We start from the raw sequence: 18,523 nt of genomic DNA on the forward strand, positions 1-18,523 counted from the left end.
GTGAGGCTGACGTCACGCACAACGGAATGATGTTCTGTGCAAGAGTGAAACCTCACGGACAGTACCGCTCGAGCAGACTCTGCTGCGCGCTGTATGGCGGGTTTTCGCCAGGCTCGGCACGCGTGTAGACGCCTTTGCTGTCGAGCAGCCACGCCTGCGTGTTGTCGGCCAGGCTGCTGGCCAGCGTTTCCTCGAACACGCGCGCGGACAATTCCGCATCGAGAATCGGAAATGCCACCTCGATGCGGCGCATCAGGTTGCGCGCCATCCAGTCGGCGCTGGCGCAATACAGTTCCGGTTCCCCGTCATTGGCAAACCAGTACACACGGCTGTGTTCGAGAAAGCGCCCGATGATCGAACGCACGCGAATACGCTCTGAAATACCCGGCAACCCGGGTCGCAGCGTGCAGGCGCCGCGCACGATCAGATCGATCTCCACACCGGCCTGCGACGCGCGGTACAGCGCTTCGATCACATGCGATTCGTTCATCGCATTGAGCTTGGCGACGATGCGCGCCGGGCGTCCCGCCTTGGCATGCGCCGTCTCACGTTCGATCTTCGCGACCAGGCCGGTGTACAACGTGAATGGTGAATGCAGCAGGCAGTTGAGCTTGATCATCGGTCCGAGCCCCGACAGCTGCTGGAAGATCTTGTGCAGGTCTTCGCCGATCTCGGGGTTGGCCGTCATCAGGCCGATGTCGGTGTAGGTACGACTGTTGATCTGGTGATAGTTGCCGGTGGACAGGTGCGCGTAGCGGCGCAGCCCGTTGCCCTCGCGCCGCACGATCAGCATCATCTTGGCGTGCGTCTTGTAGCCCACCACGCCATAGACCACCTGCACGCCGGCCTCCTGCAGCCGCACGGCGAGCTGGATGTTGGCGGCTTCGTCAAAGCGCGCGCGCAGCTCGATCACTACGGTCACGTCCTTGCCGTTGCGCGCCGCTTCCACCAGCAGGCCGACCAGCGGCGTGTCCTCACCGGCTCGATAGAGCGTCTGCTTGATCGCCAGCACCTGCGGGTCGACGCTGGCCTGGCGCAACAGGTCGATCACGGCGGCGAAGTTCTGGTAAGGGTGGTGCAGTAGCACGTCACGCTGGCTGATCAGGTCGAACTTGTTCTTCGCGCCATCCAATGCCGCCGGCAGCTGCGGATTGAAACGCGGAAATTTCAGCTCGGGACGATCGAGCAGGTCGTAGATCAGCTGGGCGCGGATGATGTTGACCGGGCCGTCGCAGCGATATACGTCGGTGTCTTCCAGCTCGAAGTTGCGCGTCAGCATCGCGGTGATCGCCTTCGGGCAATCGTTGGCGATTTCCAGCCGCACCGGACGCGCGTAGCCGCGGCCGATCAGCTCTTCGCTCAACGCGTGAGCCAGATTCTCGACCTCGGCTTCTTCGACGATCAGCTCACTGTTGCGGGTGACCCGGAACTGGTACGAGCCGACCACTTTGAAGCCGGGAAACATCAGGTCGGTAAACGCCTGCAGCAACTCGGCCAGAAATACGAAATGACTGCCTTCGCCACTGACTTCGTCGGGCACGCGGATAATGCGTGGCAGAGAGCGTGGTGCCCGCACCAGCGCCATGTGTCCTTCATGGCCAAACGCGTCGCGACCCTTCAATACCACGGCGATGTTGAGCGTCTTGTTGAGGATGCGCGGAAACGGATGCGACGGATCCAGCCCCAGCGGCGATAGCACCGGCAGCACCTCGTGCTCGAAATACCCTTGCAGCCAGCGCCGCTGTTTCGGCGTCCACTGCTTGCGGGTAAGCACATGCACGTTCTCCGCATCCAGCTGCGGAACGAGATGATCCTGCCAGGTGGCAAACTGCTCGGTGACCAGATCCAGCGCACGGCGGCGGATGCGCGTGAGCAACTCGCCCGACGTGATGCCGTCCGGCCCGGGCGCAGACGTGCCATAGGCATGGTGATGTTTGAGCATCGCCACGCGCACCTCGAAAAATTCATCGAGATTGTTCGCCACGATGCTCAGGTAGCGCAGCCGTTCGAGGATCGGCACGCCGGCATCGCGGGCCATTGCCAGCACGCGGAAATTGAATTCCAGCGTGGCCAGCTCGCTGCTGAGATACAGGTGCGGTGCGCTGAGATCGATCGGAGGCGGCGAGTCGGGAGAAGGACGTGGCATGCCGTCATTCTCGCCCATGCCGGTGGTCAAATACAGACAACGAAATGGCAGGGTGTTCAGCTCTCGTCGCTGCCGCCGGCGGTCAGCAGGCGCGCATGGCCGAAATGACAGGCAAAGGTGGACCCGATGCCCGGCATGCTCTCGATCTGCAACTGCGCCTGATGCAGGTTCAGTACGTGTTTGACAATCGATAGTCCCAGGCCGGTGCCGCCGCTGTCGCGCGAACGGCTCGATGAAATGCGGTAGAAGCGCTCAGTGAGCCGCGCTAGGTGCGTAGCCGGAATGCCGAAACCGGTGTCGCTTACCGAATATGCCGCGCCCTCCGGCGTGCGCCGCCAGCGAATGGTGATGCTGCCACCGATCGGTGTGTAGCGCACGGCGTTGCTGACCAGGTTCGACAGCGCGCTGTGCAGATCTTTCGGCGAACCGAGTAGATCCGCTTCCGCAGTCGACTCCAGGGTGATCTGATGGCGACCCTGGCTCAGCGCCTCGGCCTCCTTGCGCACGGTGGCCAGCAGCGATGCCATCGGCACACGTTCGTCAGCGACTTGATGCTGGGTTTCCAGTCGCGACAGGGTGAGCAGATCTTCGACGATCTGCCCCATTCGCTTGGATTGCGCGCGCATTTCGCCCAGCACGGGCGCCAGTTCGGGCACGTCTTCCGGGTCGATCAGTTCGAGGTAACCGTGAATCACCGTCAGCGGCGTGCGCAGTTCGTGCGAGACGTTGGCGACGAAGTCGCGGCGAATCTGCTCGAGTCGGTTCAGGTGGCTGATGTCGCGTGCCAGCAACAAGTGTTGGCGGCGACCGAACGGCAACATGCTGACGTTGAGCTGGCTCTCGGGATGTCCAGGGGCCATCACATCATTGATCGGCTCCAGCGCGCCATCCTGCAGCCAGCCGGAGAGGTCCGATGTTGCCAGCCGCTGATGCAGCAATACACCGCGGTCGCGCGGCCGACGCAGGCCGAGCAGATTCTCGGCGGCGTGGTTGAACCAGCGAACCTGCTGTTGCTGATCGAGCAGCACCACCGCATCGGGTAGATGACTGGCGGCGTTGCGCAAATCACGCAGGCTGGAGGCGATACGACGGGAACGTGTCATGAAACGGTCATGCTGTAGAGGGCTGACGCCAGCGGGTGCGGGCATCATGGGCTGCGTTTGATGACGGATTCGAGTCAGCAGCAAGACGACTTCGAAAAGCGCGACAAGCGCCACGCCGGATGCCACGTGTCCGCTGGCAAACCAACCAAGCAAAGCACCCGCGAGCAAGGCAGCCGCGAGCGCTATCGATAATTTCCAGAAAGATATTGTCGCGGACTGTGCCATTCAGGCGGGATGCTGGCGAGCGTTGGAGGCTGGGTCGCCAGCATCGGCAAAAGCTTGCGCCTCTGCAAGCCCGGCACGCAATTCAAATGCGACCGGATCAGGCATGGATGGTTTCAGGCGCTGATTGAAAACCGATAGCCGGTGCCGCGCACGGTTTGCACCATCTCGTCGAGCTTCCATGGTTCCAGCGTCTTGCGCAGGCGGCGGATATGCACGTCGACCGTGCGCTCTTCCACATAGACGCTGCCGCCCCAGACATGATCGAGTAGCTGCGTGCGCGAATAGACGCGCTCGGGATGCGTCATGAAAAAGTACAGCAGGCGGTATTCGGTCGGGCCTATCGGCACGGCATCCTCACCGGCAAATACGCGATGGGCGGGCCCGTCGATGCGCAGACCACCCAGTTCCACCATGCCCGAGCCGTCGTCACCCTGGCTGCGCCGAAGCACGGCCTTGATGCGGGCGATCAGTTCGCGGGTGGAGAAGGGCTTGACGACATAATCGTCGACGCCGGCTTCCAGGCCGTTGACGCGATCCATCTCCTCACCGCGGGCGGTGAGCATGATGATCGGGATCTCGCGGCTGAGTTCTTCCTTGCGCATGCGCCGGGCCAGTTCCAGGCCGCTGGTGCCGGGTAGCATCCAGTCGAGCAGGATCAAGTCGGGCACCTGCTCGGCAATCGCCAACTGGGCGGCGCGGGCATCGGCGGCCTGCATCGCGTCCATGCCGGCTTTGCGCAGGGCGAACGCGATCATCTCGCGGATCGAGACTTCGTCTTCAACGATCAAAATGCGCTTGTGCACGCGGTGGTCTGCCGGTGGCTTATGACGGAAGTATTGCAACCCATCAATGTTACGTCTCGATGACATGGGTCAGGTCATTTCTAGTCCAATGGCCCCGGATTGTCACGAAGCACGTTCAAACGCTGCATTGCTAAGTGAATCGGCGCACGGGATCGCGCATGGCTAGCCGGCGCCGAAACACAGGCGTTCGCCGCACAGTTGATTCTGCTGGCCGGGCTGCTGCTGCCCGTCGGGATTGTCGTCGGTGCTGATCCGGCGCTTGTGCAGTTCCATCACCAGTGGCGTCAGCTCCGTGATGCGTGCCTGGATGCGCACTCGCGCGTAGTAGTCGAGGTCAGTGCGCTTGAGCATCCGCTTCAGCTGTTCCATCGCGTCGAACGGGCGGCCGGAGTAATAGCTGGCGTCGGCGAAGGCTTCCTGGGCACGCACGCTGTCGCCGGCTTTTTCACTGGCGCGGGCATAGGCACTGTAGATTTCCGGCTCGTCGGCGTTGTCCAGCAGCGGTCGCAGCAGATTCGCCGCCTGGGTGGCCTGTGCCTTGTCGCCTTTTGCCACGAGTGCGTCGGCGTAGGCCAGCGCCACGGCACGATTCCGCGGCGATTGTGTCGTGAGTTCGTCATACATGGCCAGCGCGGCGGCGCGCTGACCGGCCTGCAGGCGCGCATCGGCCATGGCCAGTTTGAGAATCAGATTGTCGCTGTGTGCCTGCAGCAGCGGTTGCAGTTGTTCGATCGCCTGTGTGCCACGACCGCTACGGGTCAGCGCCAGCGCATAACCGTAGCGCGTTGCGGGTGTATCGAAGCCATACTGATCTTTCAGGTTGGAGGCGTAGTAAATCACCTGCTTGGGTGCGTCGTCGGCCAGCACGCGCGCCCGTTCGCGCATCAGCGAATAGGTATCCAGTTGACCGGGTGTTGTCGCCGCGGCGGTAAGCACGGAAGGGTCCTTGACGAACGGCATCGGCGCGGTGATTTTCTCCCACTGGCTCTTGTTCATGCTGGTTGGGGCGGGGCGCAGCTTCTGTGCGGCTATCAGCGCACCGGCGCGCGATTTGGCGTCGCTGATGCGCTCAGTGGTCACCGGATGGCTTTGCAGTAGCGATGGTGTCTGGATGCCTCCAGCATCGGCGCTCGTGACTTCCTCCAGACGTTCGAAGAAGCTGGCCATGGCGTTTGGGTCGAAGCCGGCCCTTGCCAGCGTCTGGATGCCGACGCGATCGGCCTCGATCTCGTCGTGGCGGGTGAAATTGATCGACTTCTGCGCGATCAGGCTCTGGCCGCCGGCTAGCACGGCAATCGGTGCGTCGCCGGCGTGACCGCCAGCGCCGGCAGCGATGGCACCGAGCAGCACCAGAGCCATCAGCGGCGCATCCTTCTTGGAGTCCTCGAAGGCGCGTTCCAGATGATTTTGTGTGATATGGCCGATCTCGTGCGCGATCACGCCGGCCAGCTCACTTTCATTGCGGGTGATCGTGATCAGACCGGAGTTCACCGCGATGTAGCCGCCCGGTGCGGCGAAGGCGTTGATTTCCGGATCTTTCACCACGAAAAACGCGAAGTGATCTTTCGGCTTGTCACTGTTGGCGGCCAACCGGAAGCCGAGGTCGTTGATGTAGTCATCCAGCAGCGGATCGTCCACCACCAGATCCAGCGCACGCATCTGGTGCAGCATCGCAGCGCCGTAATCCTGCGCTTCCTGTGGCGAGATCAGCGCGTTGGCCGAGCTGCCAAGGTCGGGCAGGCGGTCTTCCTGCTGCGCGCCTGCAGCGCACGCCAGCGCGGCGGTCATCAAGGCCGTCAGCAGGCGTGGAGCAAGTCGTCGTGGTGCCATGATCATAGGTAAGCGACAATACCACTGTGACCGCGCCGGATTGCAGCGGTTCTGCTGCCGTGCGTGCTTGAGCCAGGCACCGTCTGTCCCCAATTCATGGACTATCGTCAACTTAAGTTCGGAGTGCTGTCATGTCCAAGATCGAGGTCTATTCCACCGCCGTTTGCCCGTACTGCGTGTCTGCCAAGAATCTGCTCAAGGCAAAGGGGCTGGAGTGGACCGAAGTGCGCATCGATACCGATCCGGCGCAGCGTGATGCGATGCTGACGCGCAGCGGCGGTCGCCGCACGGTGCCGCAGATTTTCGTCAATGATCAGCATGTGGGCGGATTCGACGATCTGGTCGCTGCCGATCGCAGCGGCAAACTGACTCAGCTGTTGGAGTTGTCGGCATGAGCGACAGCCTCACCGAGTTCACCGAATTCCGTCAGCGCATGAACGACCGCATCCTCGCTGAGGATAATCAGGTGGTGCGGCGGTTTTTCGCGCTCGACACGCAGACCTACAAGGCCGGCGCACTGGATGTGAAGACCAAGGAAATGCTCGGTCTGGTGGCATCGATGGTGCTTCGCTGTGACGACTGCATCAGCTACCACATCGCCCAGTGCAAGGAAGCTGGCGTGCAGCGCGACGAGTTTTTCGAAGTGTTCAGCGTGGGCCTGGTGGTGGGCGGCTCGATCGTGATTCCGCATCTGCGCCGCGCGGTGGATTTGCTGGACAAGCTTGAGGCAGGTGCTGCCAGTGATGCGACTGGTTGCGCGGATCACGCCGCCAAGTAATCAATGTGGGAAGGTCGTTGACCGCGACGGTTTCAGGCACGCCCGATGAAGCGAAATCACCGGAGAATTCCCGCATTCTCGGGTATCCATGCTCGCCGCATGGTTGACCCGTGCAGCTTTCCGCAACGCTGCGTGCAAGTATTTTCAGCGCCCAGCTGCCCCCTTGCACTGGCCGCATCGCACCACATCGGCGATAATTGATCGGTTTTCAGCGCGCGCCCCCGTTCTTCCTCCACCTGCGTGCGCTGCTCGATTCCCCGTTCAAGGAGTTTCCCATGAGCAAGACGATTGCTGTGATCGCCGGTGATGGCATTGGCCCGGAGATCATGACAGCCACGCTGCGTGTGCTCGATGCGCTCGACTGCGATCTGACTTACGACTTTGTCGATGCCGGCATGGTTGCGCTGGAAAAGCACGGTGACCTGCTGCCCGCGTCCACGCTGGAGGTTATCGGCAAGCACAAAGTGGCGTTGAAGGGCCCGCTGACTACGCCGATCGGTGGTGGTTTCACCTCGGTCAACGTGACCCTGCGCCGGCATTTCGACCTGTACGCCAATGTGCGTCCGGCGATCAGCTTTCCCGGTACCAAGTCGCGCTACGAGAATATCGACATCATTACGGTGCGCGAAAACACCGAAGGAGCCTATCTCGCCGAAGGCCAGACGTTGTCCGAGGATGGCGAGATCGCCCAGTCGATCATCCGCAACACCCGCAAGGGCAGCACACGGATCGTGCGTTATGCGTTCGAGATGGCCGTGCGCAAGGGTCGCAAGAAGATCACCGCCGTGCACAAGGCGAACATCCTCAAGACCAGCACCGGGCTGTTCCTCAACGTGGCACGCGAAATCGCCAAGGAATACCCGCAGATCGAGTTCAACGAGATGATCGTGGACAACACCTGCATGCAGCTGGTGATGAACCCGCACCAGTTCGATGTCATCGTGACCACCAACCTGTTCGGCGACATCCTCTCGGACCTGTGTGCAGGTCTGGTTGGCGGTCTGGGTCTGGCGCCTGGCGACAACATCGGTACCAACGCGGCGATCTTCGAAGCTGTGCACGGCTCGGCACCGGATATCGCCGGTCGCGGTATCGCCAATCCCTGTGCATTGCTGCTCGCCGCGGCCGACATGCTCGATTACTTCGACATGGTGGCCAAGGGCAATCAGCTGCGTGCGGCGATCCGCGCCGCGGTGGAACACGATCGCGAGCAGATCACACCGGATCTGGGCGGCAAGGGCAGTACAGATACGTTCGCCGACGCGATCGTCAAGCGCATCAAGGCCTGATTCACCCGTTCACGTTTGGCCGTCCAAAATAAAAGCCGCGGCTGGTTCCGCGGCTTTTTTATTGCCCGTGCGATTGGCTGGCGGAAATTTTCAGCGGAAAATTGGCCATGGCGCCAGAAAGATCAGCCAGATCATCACCAAGATGCCAGCGTATTTGAGGCCCTTGTAAACCTTCTTGTGTCGGCTCTTGAATCGACTCTTGAACGAGTTCGATGAATCGCCTTTGCGCTTGCTGAAAGCAAACAGGCGATTGATGAAGCCGGTTTTCTCGGTGTCGGTATCGGAATTGGGTGAGGCGGTGATGCTGCCCATGAAAACGCCAACGCGATGGTTAATTGCGTTCATCCAGCGCGTGCGCAGCGGTCGTTCCACATCGGCGAACAGGATCACCCGAGTCTCGTCGGTACCGTTTTCGGCCCAATGCACGTAGGTTTCGTCGAACACCACATCCTTGCCATCGCCCCATGCATGCTCGTGGCCATCGACGAAGATGCGGCAGGCGGGCGAATTGGGTGTGATCAGCCCCAGGTGGTAGCGCAGCGATCCGGCGAACGGGTCGCGATGCGGATTGAGTTTTGCACCGGGGGGCAGCAGTGCAAACATCGCGGCTTTTACGCTCGGAATCGACTTCAGCAGCGCGACGGTGTTGGGGCAGAGCGTCTCGGCCGAGGCCAGCGGCTCGCCGTACCACTTCAGATAAAACCGTTTCCAGCCTTGTTTGAAAAAACTGTTAAAGCTTGCGTCATCGTTCTTCGCCGCGGCGCGGATATAGCCTTCGTCGAACAGATGCATGGCCTCGTCGCGTATAACCCGCCAGTTCGCCTGCAGCAGATCGAGTTGCGGAAAGCCACGACGGTCGAGAATCGGTCGTGCTGGCACCGCCGAGAACGCGTACATCAGCAGGTTGTATGGCGCAAAGATTGCCGAGTGATCGACCAGCTGACGATCGAATCGCAGCCGCACGCGTCCGCGTAGGTGCACCAGCAATACGCACAATGCGAATGCCAGCAGCAGGTACAGCACAATCAAGCGGAGCGTGAAGAAATCCATGTTGTCCAGCAAGTTCGGGTTGCGTTGGGCCTGTATCTGCGGGATGCAGGCGAGTAGAAGGCGATCCAGGTACGCCTTCTGTCCTGTCTTATGATACTCCGCATGGTTATCTGCGCTTGTCCGCGCGGCAAGCCGGCATGGTGGTAGACGAACGATGGATGCCGATCGAACTACCTGACGCAGGCAAGGTTGGAAGCCGTTGGCCTGATGCCAGACATTCGAATTTACGATGAGAATGTCGGTATGGACGAGCCCCCAGCGATGCCTAGTGGCGCTGTTTGTGCATCAACACAGTGGTGAAATCGCTGTTCCACTCGGTATCCGGGTACCGGTCGATTTCCTGGTAGCCGTGCTTGCGGTAGAAAGCCAGACTCTGCGTGTTGAAGGTATCCGTCTCCAGCCTGAACAGGCGGACGCTCGCCGCGGCCATCTGCTGCTCGGCCAGCTCAAGCAGCCTCGAACCGATGCCCATGCCCTGATGGGTTCGGCTCACATGCAGCGCTTCGATAAAATCGTCCCGCCAATGCACCATGCCACATACTTGCTGGTCTCTGGCGGCAATCCAGAACTGCTCCCAGGCTTCGTTCACATACTGACCAAGGTGATCTTCGCGCTCGAAAGCCTCTGCGGCTTCGACGCTGAGTTGCGGCAACCATGTGCCGCGATAGGTGTCGATCAGCAGCGCGCGCAGCGCCACGCAATCTTCAATGCGCGCACGGCGGATTTCAAGTTCGTGCGATGAATGCCCTGGGAGAGAGTTGTGCTGCATCAGCAAGCAGGCCGGCTAAGGTTAAGCACATCAGTGTGCAAGTACAGGTGCCGGGTCGCCACTGGGTCGCTAGCCGTGCTTCAGGGCTCGTTACACATACAGCACTGCCACTCCGATGCAGTGCTTCGGCCTCGGAAAGGTTGGGCGGTAAGCACGTCGGCCAGCGGAATCAGTGAAGCATCACGCTTGTCGCGTCAGCAGCCAGCAGACAGGCACTGGTGGATGAGACGACATCGACTGGTCAGGAGGATTTCTTGAACCGGCAAGAAATGCTGGCAACGAACAACAGTATCCCGAGGATATGCGCGAAGCTTTGCCCGACGGCATAACCGGTTGTGTAAGCAGCAGTTCCGCTGTTTACACAACCGGGATGCAACTGGACCAAGCGATCAATCGAGAACGAGCAAGCTGCTTGCTACGATAGCGACGACGCCAAATATCTTGTTGCACAAGATTTCCCTTTTCTTGGGATGGACCCTCGCCACCGATCCGGAAATCAAGCCGGTTAGAGCGCCTCCGCCGCAAAGTCCGCCAGTCGCGAGCGTTCGCCGCGACGCAGGGTGATGTGCGCCGAATGCTCCCACTGCTTGAAGCGATCGACCGCATAAGTGAGGCCGGAGGTGGTTTCGGTGAGATAAGGCGTGTCGATTTGCTCGACGTTGCCAAGACAGACGATCTTGGTGCCGGGACCTGCGCGGGTGATCAGCGTTTTCATTTGCTTTGGCGTGAGGTTCTGCGCTTCGTCGATGATCAGATATCGCGACAGAAACGTTCGGCCGCGCATAAAGTTCAACGAGCGGATCTTGATGCGTGAGGCGAGCAGGTCGTTGGTCGCCTGACGGCCCCAGCTACCACCGTCTTCGGGGTTGGCGAGCACTTCGAGGTTGTCGGTGAGCGCGCCCATCCATGGCGTCATCTTTTCTTCCTCGGTGCCGGGCAGGAAGCCGATGTCCTCGCCGACCGAGACTGTGGCGCGAGTCATGATGATCTCGCGGTAACGCTGCTGATCCATCACTTGCGCCAAGCCGGCGGCCAGCGCCAGCAGGGTTTTGCCGGTGCCGGCGTTGCCGAGCAAGGTGACGAAATCGACGTCCGGATCCATCAACGCGTTGAGCGCAAAATTCTGCTCGCGGTTGCGCGCGCCGATACCCCACACGTGATGATTGGCGTGCGAGTGGTCATCGAGCAACACTAGCGTGGCGTTGACATCGTCCAGGTGCAGCACACGCAGTTCGACCTCGTTCTCGCCAGGCAGGAACAGGCATTGGTTGGGGTACCAGTCTTCGTCATCATGGCGATCGACCTTGTAGAAGGTGCGGCCGCGCTCGGTCCACGATTTCACCTCGGGATGCCGATTCCAGAAATCCTCCGACAGTTCGGCTGCGCCGGTGTAGAGCAGCGAAAAATCGTCCAGCGCGCGATCGTTCTCGTAGTCCTCGGCGACCACGCCTTCGATGCTGGCCTTGATCCGGAGATTGATGTCCTTGGTGACAAGGATGACGTCGCGATCCGCATGCTGATCGCGCAAGTCCATCACCGAAGCGAGGATCTGGTTGTCCGCCTTGCCGCGATTGGCGCTGATGCGCTGCTCGAAGTACAGCCGGCCTACCGCGTTGTCGCGCTTGAGGTTGATGCCCTGCGGGTTGGAAAGCTCCAGCCCTTCGCTCAGGTTGTGGTTTTTGCCACGTTCGATCAGCTCGTTGAGAAAGCGGCTGACCTGACGGCCGTTGCGCGAAACTTCCGAGGCGCCTTTCTTTTTTTCGTCCAGCTCCTCCAGCACGGTCATCGGGATAAAGACGTCGTGCTCCGCAAAACGGAACAGCGAGGTCGGGTCATGCAGCAGGACGTTGGTGTCGAGAGCGTAGATGCGCTTGCTTCCGGTCATGCGGAAGAGTCCTCGCTGGTGGGTGGGTGACACAAAGATGGCGTGCAGTTTGCCGTCATCGGATGATCACGGCGATCAACGTGGCGGCGTTGGCACGTCGTTGCTGTGAAAGCGCGGGATGGCATGAAGTTCACTTGGCAGGAATGGCGTCGAACACGGCTTGCGCGTGACCGGGGACTTTCACGCCGCGCCATTCCTGGTGGAGCCTGCCATCGGGGTCAATCAGAAAGGTGCTGCGCACGATGCCCATGTGGCGTTTGCCGTACAGCACTTTTTCGTGAATCACGTCGAACGCCCGGCACCAGGCCTCGTCGCCATCGGAAACCAGCGGAAACGGCAGCTCCTGTTTTGCGACGAAGTTTGCATGGGATTTCAGTGAATCGCGTGACACACCGATGATCTCGGCATTTCGCTTGCGAAATTTTGCATACAGTTCGCGAAAGTCCTTCGCTTCAGTGGTACAGCCGGGCGTGCTGTCCTTGGGATAAAAATACACCACCACCCACTGACCTTTGAGGCTGGCGAGCTTCAGCTCGCTGCCGTCGCTGATCTGCCCTTTCAGTGGGGGAAGGTTCTTGCCGAGCTCGGGCATGATGACTCCGGCACGGTGAAGCGTCACCGTGGTCGATGTGTTTGAGATGGATGAGGTAAGAGACGCGGACAACGATGGGTTGGGGGCGTGCTACAGAGGTTTGATGCTGCGGTGTCGCCGATGCGGCGACTGGCGCGCCGGTGGCAATCCGTGTGAATCGATGAGCTGGCTGCAATGCAACGTCCCTCTGAAGTCCCGGGTCTAGACTAGCGCGTGCATGGCGGCAGATAACAGCCCTTGTCAGCCGCCCGTTATCGCGCGATCCTCAAAGGCCCGGTGAAGTTCAGAATTTCACCGGATCCATGATTGCATCCAGATTCAGCCCATCGCACAGCTCGAGGAAATCGTCGCGCAGCGCGGCAATATGGATTTCCGATGGAACACCGATGGTGAACTGGGCCTGGAACATCTCCGCCCCGGTCTGCATGGCCTGATAGCGCGTCGAATTGAGTTGTTCCACGCTGATGCCGTGCTGGGTGAAAAACTCCACGATGCGCACCACGATACCGGGCCGGTCGGCTGCGACCACTTCCACCAGATACGGCAGCAAGTGCGAGCTGTTTTCGCGCGGGCCAGTACGGTAGTGCACCAGTCGCAGGCTTTCGTCGCGGGCCAGCTTGGTTACCGCGGTTTCCAGCTTGGCCAGCGCATCCCACGCGCCACTGGCGAGCAGCATCAGCGAAATTTCCGTGCCGATGCTGGAAACGCGCGATTCGGAAAGATTGCAGCCGGCATCGGCAATGCGCTTGGCCAGCGCCAGCAGCGGCGACTTGGTTGACGGCGTGAGAGCCTGAATCAGCAGCTGATTGTCGCTGCTTGAATGCGCGGAAGGGGAAGAGGCTTTCAAAAAATCCACCTGGTGACGTGATCCCGCGCAGCGCGGTGATGTGAGATTACTCCATCAGGCTTACTTGCTCGCCTTGTGAAGCGGCAAGTAACATGTACGGTCTGCCCTGGAGCGGAATCGATTCTTGAACATTCGCGGAAGCATTTGCGCGCTGGTGACCCCGTTCGCCGCCGATGGCGCACTCGATCTGCCAGCATTCGGTCGAGTGATCGATTACCAGCTGGCCGGCGGCACGCAGGCGCTCGTCGTTGCCGGTTCGACCGGCGAAGCCCACATGCTGGAGCACGACGAGTTCGATCGCCTGCTGGCCTATGCCGTGGAGCGCGTCGCGAGGCGCGTGCCGGTGATCGCGGGTACGGGCGAAGCGGGTACCGCCAAGACGATCGCGCTGACTCGCCGGGCCAAGGCGCTGGGCGTCGATGCTGCGCTGGTGGTGGTACCGTATTACGTGCGCCCGACCCAGGAAGGCTTGCGCCGCCATTATCTCGATGTCGCCGATCATGGCGAGCTGCCGGTGCTGATGTACAACGTGCCAAGCCGCACCGGTAGCGATTTGCTGCCGGAGACCGTAGCCAGCCTGCGCGAGCATCCTGCGATCATCGGCATCAAGGAGGCGCGGGGCGATCGGGAACGCATTTCAGCGCTCGCGGAACTTGTGAGCCCGGATTTCGTCTATCTTTCCGGCGACGACGATTCGGCCGGTGAAGCGATGCTGGCGGGAGCCGCCGGCACCATCTCGGTCGTGGTCAATCTGGTGCCGCAGGCGTTTCGTGCGCTCTGTGACGCAGCGATTGCTGGTGACAAGGCAGGTACGGCACGCTGTCACGCCGCCATCGAGCCGTTGTTGCAAGCACTGAACTGCGCACCAAACCCGATTGCAGTGAAGGCCGGATTGCCGGTTTTGGGGCTGGGCTTGGCGGTGCCAAGGTTACCTCTGGTTGAATTGAACGACGGTCCGGATCGCGCCCGATTGCACCAAGCGCTGTCCAGTCTGGCATCCTTGGCGACTGCGGCCGCTTGACGGCTGTCTGAACTTTCTTACGGAATCCGATTACATGAAGAAAACTCCACTCCTCGTGGCCTTGCCGGTTCTGGCCCTCAGTGGCCTGCTGCTCTCTGGCTGCGGCATGTTTCGCTCGCATAAAGAGTGGGACACCGCTCAGCAGCAATCGCCGCTGGAGATCCCGCCGCAGCTGGATCGCCCTACGACCAGTGCAGCGCTGGTGATTCCGCCGCCGGGGGGTAATCAGCCAACGTCCAATGGCGCTACAGCCAGCGTCAATGGTGGTTCGGCCGGTGCGATCACCGACGGCTTCGTGATGGTCGGCAATGTCGACGATGCCTACAAGGCGGTGGGCGCCCAGTTGGCTGACGGTAGCCTGGGTCAGGTGACGGCTCACGACGATGCAGCGCGCACCTATTCGGTCAGCGTGCCCAATGCGGTGATCCAGCAGAAGAAGAAAGGCTTCTTCGGCATGTTCAAGAAGAGCGCACCGGCACCTGTCGATGCTGCCGGTGCGACCACGCATCCGGTGCAGATCACCGTCGACAGCAGCGGTACGGAGGCCAGTGAAGTTCGTGCCCAGGGTGATGCGCCTGCGGTGATCAAGGTTGTCGATGCACTGAGGACGACGTTGGGCAAGAAGAAGAAAGACAAATAACGCTGGTCTTTACCCTGCATGGCCAAGATGCATGCAGGGTTGCCCAAAAAGAACGCCGCCCTCAAGGCGGCGTTCTTGCATTCGGGGTTCGGAGAAATCAGCGCTGCAGCAGGTCGAGTTTGCCGGGCTTGTTTTCCCAGTCTTTCGCGTCTGCAAGGGCATCCTTGCGCTCGGTGATCACCGGCCAACCCTTGGCAAGCTCGGCATTGAGCGCAACAAACGATTCCTGCCCGGCGGGTACGTCATCTTCCGGATAGATCGCGTTGATCGGGCACTCGGGTTCGCACAGCGTGCAGTCGATGCACTCGTCCGGATCGATGACCAGAAAATTGGGACCTTCATGGAAGGCGTCGACCGGGCAGACTTCGACGCAATCGGTATATTTGCACTTGATGCAGTTGTCGATGACGACGAAAGTCATGGAGGCAATTCAGCTGTAGGTGTGGCGGTCGGAAGGCTCTAGCGAAGAGTGCGGCCATGGATGGCCGCTTCTGGACCAGCCAATTCAAGCGCCGCGTGTTGTCGAGACCCTCTCCAGACAACAGCAATCATGGAAGATTGCACAAATAATGGTGCTCCCTACGAGACTCGAACTCGTGTTCCCGCCTTGAGAGGGCAGTGTCCTGGGCCACTAGACGAAGGGAGCGTTATCCTGCGAGGCGCGCTAGTATAACGGAATTGTTTCGCCCGGCAATGCTCGATACGCCTGATTCCAGGTATGCATTGACGGCGCTGTATTCTAACGATTCAACTCATGGGCCCATCGTCCTGCAAGGATTCCTACCGCTTGAACTTCGAACCAGGGACCGACATCACGCCGACGCTGCGGATCATTCCGCGTGAACAGCACATCATCTCCCGCAAGAACATCAGCAAAGCGGCCCTGCGCGTCCTATACCGTTTGAACGAGGCCGGCTATACGGCTTACCTGGTGGGTGGTGCGGTCCGCGATCTGCTGCTGGGTCTGCATCCCAAGGATTTCGACGTTGCCACCAGTGCGACGCCGGACGAGGTGAAAAAGTTGTTCCGCAACTGCCGCCTGATCGGTCGGCGCTTTCGCCTGGCGCACGTGGTATTCGGGCCGGAGATCATCGAGGTGGCGACGTTCCGTGGCTTGGGTGAAGAGGGCGGCGAAGGTGATCGCCACATCGTCGACGGTCGAATCGTGCGGGACAACATCTGGGGCACCATCGAAGAAGACGCCATTCGCCGCGACTTCCGCGTCAATGCGATGTATTACGACATCAGCGACTTCTCTGTGCGCGACTACGTCAATGGCAGCCGCGATCTCGACGATCGGGTGCTGCGACTCATTGGCGATCCGGTCACACGTTATCGCGAGGATCCCGTGCGCATGCTGCGCGCAGCGCGGCTGGCGGCCAAGCTCGACATGCAAATCGATGCGGCTGCCATGGCGCCGTTCGAGACGCTCGGTCCGCTGCTGGGCGACGCGGCGCCAGCGCGGTTGTTCGACGAATCGCTGAAGATGTTTCTCGGTGGCCAGGGTCTGAAAAGCTTTCGCATGCTTGAAAAGTGCGGGCTGCTGAAATTTCTGTTCCCGGCCACGGCGCGAGCGCTCAAGCGTGGCGATCAGGCGTTGCGTTCACTGGTCGAGCAGGGTCTGGCCAATACCGACACCCGTATCGCCGAAGGCAAGTCGGTGACGCCGGCTTTCCTGTTTGCGGTGCTGCTGTGGGGCGAGGTGCGCGATCTAGCGCATCAGTGGATTGGGCAGGGTATGGACGGCAACGAAGCGTGGGCGCGTGCCGCCGCGCAAGTCGTTGCCGAGCAGTGCCAGCGGGTGGCGATCCCGCGACGGTTCACCTTCACCATGGACGAAATCTGGTCGCTGCAGCCGCGCTTCGAGCAGATCCAGCGCAAGCGGGTGTTCCGCCTGATGACGCATCCGCGCTTTCGCGCTGCCTTCGACTTTCTGCTGCTGCGTGCGGATGAGTCGCCGGCGATGCGTGAGTTGGGTCAGTGGTGGGCGCACGCGCAGTTGCTGCCGCAGGATGTGCTGGCGGCGGCGCTGCCGGCTGGCGGCGGCAGTCATGCCAGTGACAATATGCCGATGCCCAGCGCCGGTCGGCCGCCGCGTCCGCGTCGGCGTCGCCGCAAGCCGGGCGACAAATCGGGCTCGGCGTGACACTGGCTTACGTCGCACTTGGCAGCAATCTGGGTGATTCGCGGCAGCAGGTGCTTGATGCCATGGATGCGTTGGCCGCGTTGCCGGATACGCGCCTGCTGCAGCGTTCGCACCTCTATCTGACGCCACCCTGGGGCGTGGTTGAGCAGCCACCGTTCGTCAATGCCGCAGTGGCACTGGATACCGCGCTATCGCCGCATCAGCTACTGGATGCGTTGCTGCGGATCGAAACAGCGGCGGGCCGGATTCGTGCCGAGCGCAACGGCCCACGTATGCTGGATCTGGATGTGCTTCATGTCGATGGTGTGCAGTTGGACGATGAACGTCTGGTGCTACCGCACCCACGCATGGCCGAGCGGGCTTTCGTGCTGTTACCGCTGCGCGACATTGCGCCTGCGCTGGAGATAACTGGCCACGGATCGGTGTCGATGCTGTTGGCGAAGCTCGACTCCGCAGGTTGTGAAAGGTTGTTCTGAGAGCATCCGGCCTTGAGCCACCACCGCGAGCGGCCGATAATCGGCGCCCGTTGTCCGTTGTTACCGTGAGGAATTGCCGTGTACGTGCAGAACGCCAGCACCCCCGAACGCAAGCTGGTTACCGTGCCAGGCTTGCATGCGATGAAAGCGCAGGGACGGCGTATCGTCGTGTTGACCGCCTACGACGCCAGTTTCGCCTGGCAGCTGGAAACAGCCGGGATCGATATTGCGCTGGTAGGTGATTCGCTCGGCATGGTGGTGCAGGGCCATCGCAGCACGCTGCCGGTGACCCTCGACCAGATGGTTTACCACACTACCGCTGTTGCTCGTGGGCTGTCGGCAACGATGCTCGTGGCCGATCTGCCGTTCATGGCCGACCGCGATACGACGCACGTGCTTGAGGCCGGTGCGCGGCTGGTGGGAGAGGCGGGTGCCGCGATGGTAAAGATCGAAGGCGCCGCGCCACATATTCTCGAAGGTATTGCCGCGCTGGTCGCCCGGGCCATTCCCGTTTGCGCTCATCTGGGCCTGACGCCGCAGTCGGTGCACAAGTTCGGCGGTTTTCGTATCCAGGGGCGCGAGCAGGCCGCGGCCGACCATATCCTGGCCGAGGCGCTGGCGATTCAGGCCGCGGGCGCCGATCTGCTTGTGCTCGAAGGCGTGCCCACCACGTTGGGCGAACGCGTGACAGCAGCGCTGAATATCCCCGTGATTGGTATCGGTGCCGGCCCGCACTGCGACGGGCAGGTGCTGGTGATCCATGATGTACTCGGCATTACGCCGGGCAAGCGACCCAAGTTCAGCAAGGATTTCCTGGCCGGGCGCGATTCTGTCGGGGCAGCGATCGCTGCGTATGCCGAGGACGTGCGCAGCGGCGCTTTCCCGGCGCCCGAACACTGTTTCAACTGACGCAACCGAAGCTC

General features: G+C 61.1%; 18 protein-coding genes and 1 tRNA gene. 8 read left to right on the top strand and 11 right to left on the bottom strand.

Going from position 1 to position 18,523, the window contains the following annotated elements; all coding sequences use genetic code 11:
- Nucleotides 1-52: 52 nt before the first annotated feature.
- From ppk1 to HDE80_RS13055, 4 genes are all read right to left on the bottom strand, one after another.
- Nucleotides 53-2,146, bottom strand: a complete 2,094-nt coding sequence (gene ppk1, locus HDE80_RS13040) for a polyphosphate kinase 1 (protein WP_184671546.1) — start codon at nt 2,144-2,146, stop codon at nt 53-55.
- 56 nt (nt 2,147-2,202) lie between these two features.
- Nucleotides 2,203-3,474, bottom strand: coding sequence for a phosphate regulon sensor histidine kinase PhoR (gene phoR, locus HDE80_RS13045; protein ID WP_184671548.1), 1,272 nt, complete (start codon nt 3,472-3,474; stop codon nt 2,203-2,205).
- Nucleotides 3,475-3,587: 113 nt separating this feature from the next.
- Complete coding sequence (gene phoB / locus HDE80_RS13050) at nt 3,588-4,277, bottom strand: phosphate regulon transcriptional regulator PhoB (RefSeq protein WP_184601316.1); 690 nt, start codon at nt 4,275-4,277, stop codon at nt 3,588-3,590.
- A gap of 162 nt (nt 4,278-4,439) precedes the next feature.
- Nucleotides 4,440-6,107 (bottom strand): M48 family metalloprotease, encoded by a 1,668-nt coding sequence (locus HDE80_RS13055; RefSeq protein WP_345776449.1) that lies wholly within the window; start codon nt 6,105-6,107, stop codon nt 4,440-4,442.
- Between the two features lie 131 nt (nt 6,108-6,238).
- Between HDE80_RS13055 and grxC the strand changes: the two genes are divergently transcribed.
- The 3 genes from grxC (at nt 6,239) to HDE80_RS13070 (ending at nt 8,174) form a co-directional block, all read left to right on the top strand.
- On the top strand, nt 6,239-6,502 hold the full coding sequence (gene grxC / locus HDE80_RS13060) for a glutaredoxin 3 (RefSeq protein WP_184671552.1): 264 nt from the start codon (nt 6,239-6,241) through the stop codon (nt 6,500-6,502).
- Nucleotides 6,499-6,885: a carboxymuconolactone decarboxylase family protein gene (locus HDE80_RS13065; protein ID WP_184671554.1), complete on the top strand. Its 387-nt coding sequence runs from the start codon at nt 6,499-6,501 to the stop codon at nt 6,883-6,885. The genes grxC and HDE80_RS13065 overlap by 4 nt, the downstream gene beginning before the upstream one ends.
- A 275-nt stretch (nt 6,886-7,160) precedes the next feature.
- Nucleotides 7,161-8,174, top strand: coding sequence for an isocitrate dehydrogenase (locus HDE80_RS13070; protein WP_184601312.1), 1,014 nt, complete (start codon nt 7,161-7,163; stop codon nt 8,172-8,174).
- 90 nt (nt 8,175-8,264) lie between these two features.
- Here the strand turns inward: HDE80_RS13070 and HDE80_RS13075 are convergent, their stop codons facing one another.
- From HDE80_RS13075 to HDE80_RS13095, 5 genes are all read right to left on the bottom strand, one after another.
- A complete protein-coding gene (locus HDE80_RS13075) occupies nt 8,265-9,200 on the bottom strand; it encodes an aspartyl/asparaginyl beta-hydroxylase domain-containing protein (protein ID WP_345776456.1) in 936 nt (311 codons plus the stop codon).
- A gap of 289 nt (nt 9,201-9,489) precedes the next feature.
- Nucleotides 9,490-9,993: a GNAT family N-acetyltransferase gene (locus tag HDE80_RS13080; RefSeq protein WP_184671558.1), complete on the bottom strand. Its 504-nt coding sequence runs from the start codon at nt 9,991-9,993 to the stop codon at nt 9,490-9,492.
- A gap of 505 nt (nt 9,994-10,498) precedes the next feature.
- The gene (locus HDE80_RS13085; RefSeq protein ID WP_184671560.1) at nt 10,499-11,878 is read right to left on the bottom strand and encodes a PhoH family protein; all 1,380 of its coding nucleotides are present in this window, start codon (nt 11,876-11,878) and stop codon (nt 10,499-10,501) included.
- 130 nt (nt 11,879-12,008) lie between these two features.
- On the bottom strand, nt 12,009-12,470 hold the full coding sequence (locus HDE80_RS13090) for a peroxiredoxin (RefSeq protein WP_184671562.1): 462 nt from the start codon (nt 12,468-12,470) through the stop codon (nt 12,009-12,011).
- A gap of 283 nt (nt 12,471-12,753) precedes the next feature.
- Nucleotides 12,754-13,317, bottom strand: coding sequence for a glycine cleavage system protein R (locus HDE80_RS13095; protein ID WP_184601308.1), 564 nt, complete (start codon nt 13,315-13,317; stop codon nt 12,754-12,756).
- 124 nt (nt 13,318-13,441) lie between these two features.
- Here HDE80_RS13095 and dapA point away from each other — a divergent pair, with 124 nt between their 5' ends.
- A complete protein-coding gene (gene dapA / locus HDE80_RS13100; protein ID WP_184671564.1) occupies nt 13,442-14,338 on the top strand; it encodes a 4-hydroxy-tetrahydrodipicolinate synthase in 897 nt (298 codons plus the stop codon).
- 34 nt (nt 14,339-14,372) lie between these two features.
- A complete protein-coding gene (locus HDE80_RS13105) occupies nt 14,373-14,978 on the top strand; it encodes a hypothetical protein (RefSeq protein WP_184671566.1) in 606 nt (201 codons plus the stop codon).
- A 97-nt stretch (nt 14,979-15,075) separates the two neighbouring features.
- On the opposite strand, the gene fdxA is transcribed toward HDE80_RS13105, so the two are convergent.
- Both fdxA and HDE80_RS13115 read right to left on the bottom strand, forming a co-directional pair.
- Entirely contained in the window at nt 15,076-15,399 is a 324-nt protein-coding gene (gene fdxA, locus HDE80_RS13110) for a ferredoxin FdxA (RefSeq protein WP_184601305.1), read from the bottom strand.
- A gap of 149 nt (nt 15,400-15,548) precedes the next feature.
- Nucleotides 15,549-15,624: transfer RNA gene (locus HDE80_RS13115), tRNA-Glu, on the bottom strand.
- Between the two features lie 141 nt (nt 15,625-15,765).
- On the opposite strand from HDE80_RS13115, the gene pcnB reads away from it, so the two are divergent.
- From pcnB to panB, 3 genes are all read left to right on the top strand, one after another.
- Nucleotides 15,766-17,124 carry a polynucleotide adenylyltransferase PcnB gene (gene pcnB, locus HDE80_RS13120; RefSeq protein ID WP_184671568.1) on the top strand — a complete coding sequence of 453 codons (1,359 nt, stop codon included), beginning with the start codon at nt 15,766-15,768 and terminating at the stop codon, nt 17,122-17,124.
- Nucleotides 17,121-17,600: a 2-amino-4-hydroxy-6-hydroxymethyldihydropteridine diphosphokinase gene (gene folK, locus HDE80_RS13125; RefSeq protein WP_184601303.1), complete on the top strand. Its 480-nt coding sequence runs from the start codon at nt 17,121-17,123 to the stop codon at nt 17,598-17,600. The genes pcnB and folK overlap by 4 nt, the downstream gene beginning before the upstream one ends.
- A 78-nt stretch (nt 17,601-17,678) precedes the next feature.
- Nucleotides 17,679-18,509 (top strand): 3-methyl-2-oxobutanoate hydroxymethyltransferase, encoded by an 831-nt coding sequence (panB, locus tag HDE80_RS13130; RefSeq protein ID WP_184671570.1) that lies wholly within the window; start codon nt 17,679-17,681, stop codon nt 18,507-18,509.
- Nucleotides 18,510-18,523 lie beyond the last annotated feature (14 nt).

The sequence above is a fragment of the Rhodanobacter sp. A1T4 genome (assembly GCF_014207185.1).
Classification (GTDB): Bacteria; Pseudomonadota; Gammaproteobacteria; order Xanthomonadales; family Rhodanobacteraceae; genus Rhodanobacter.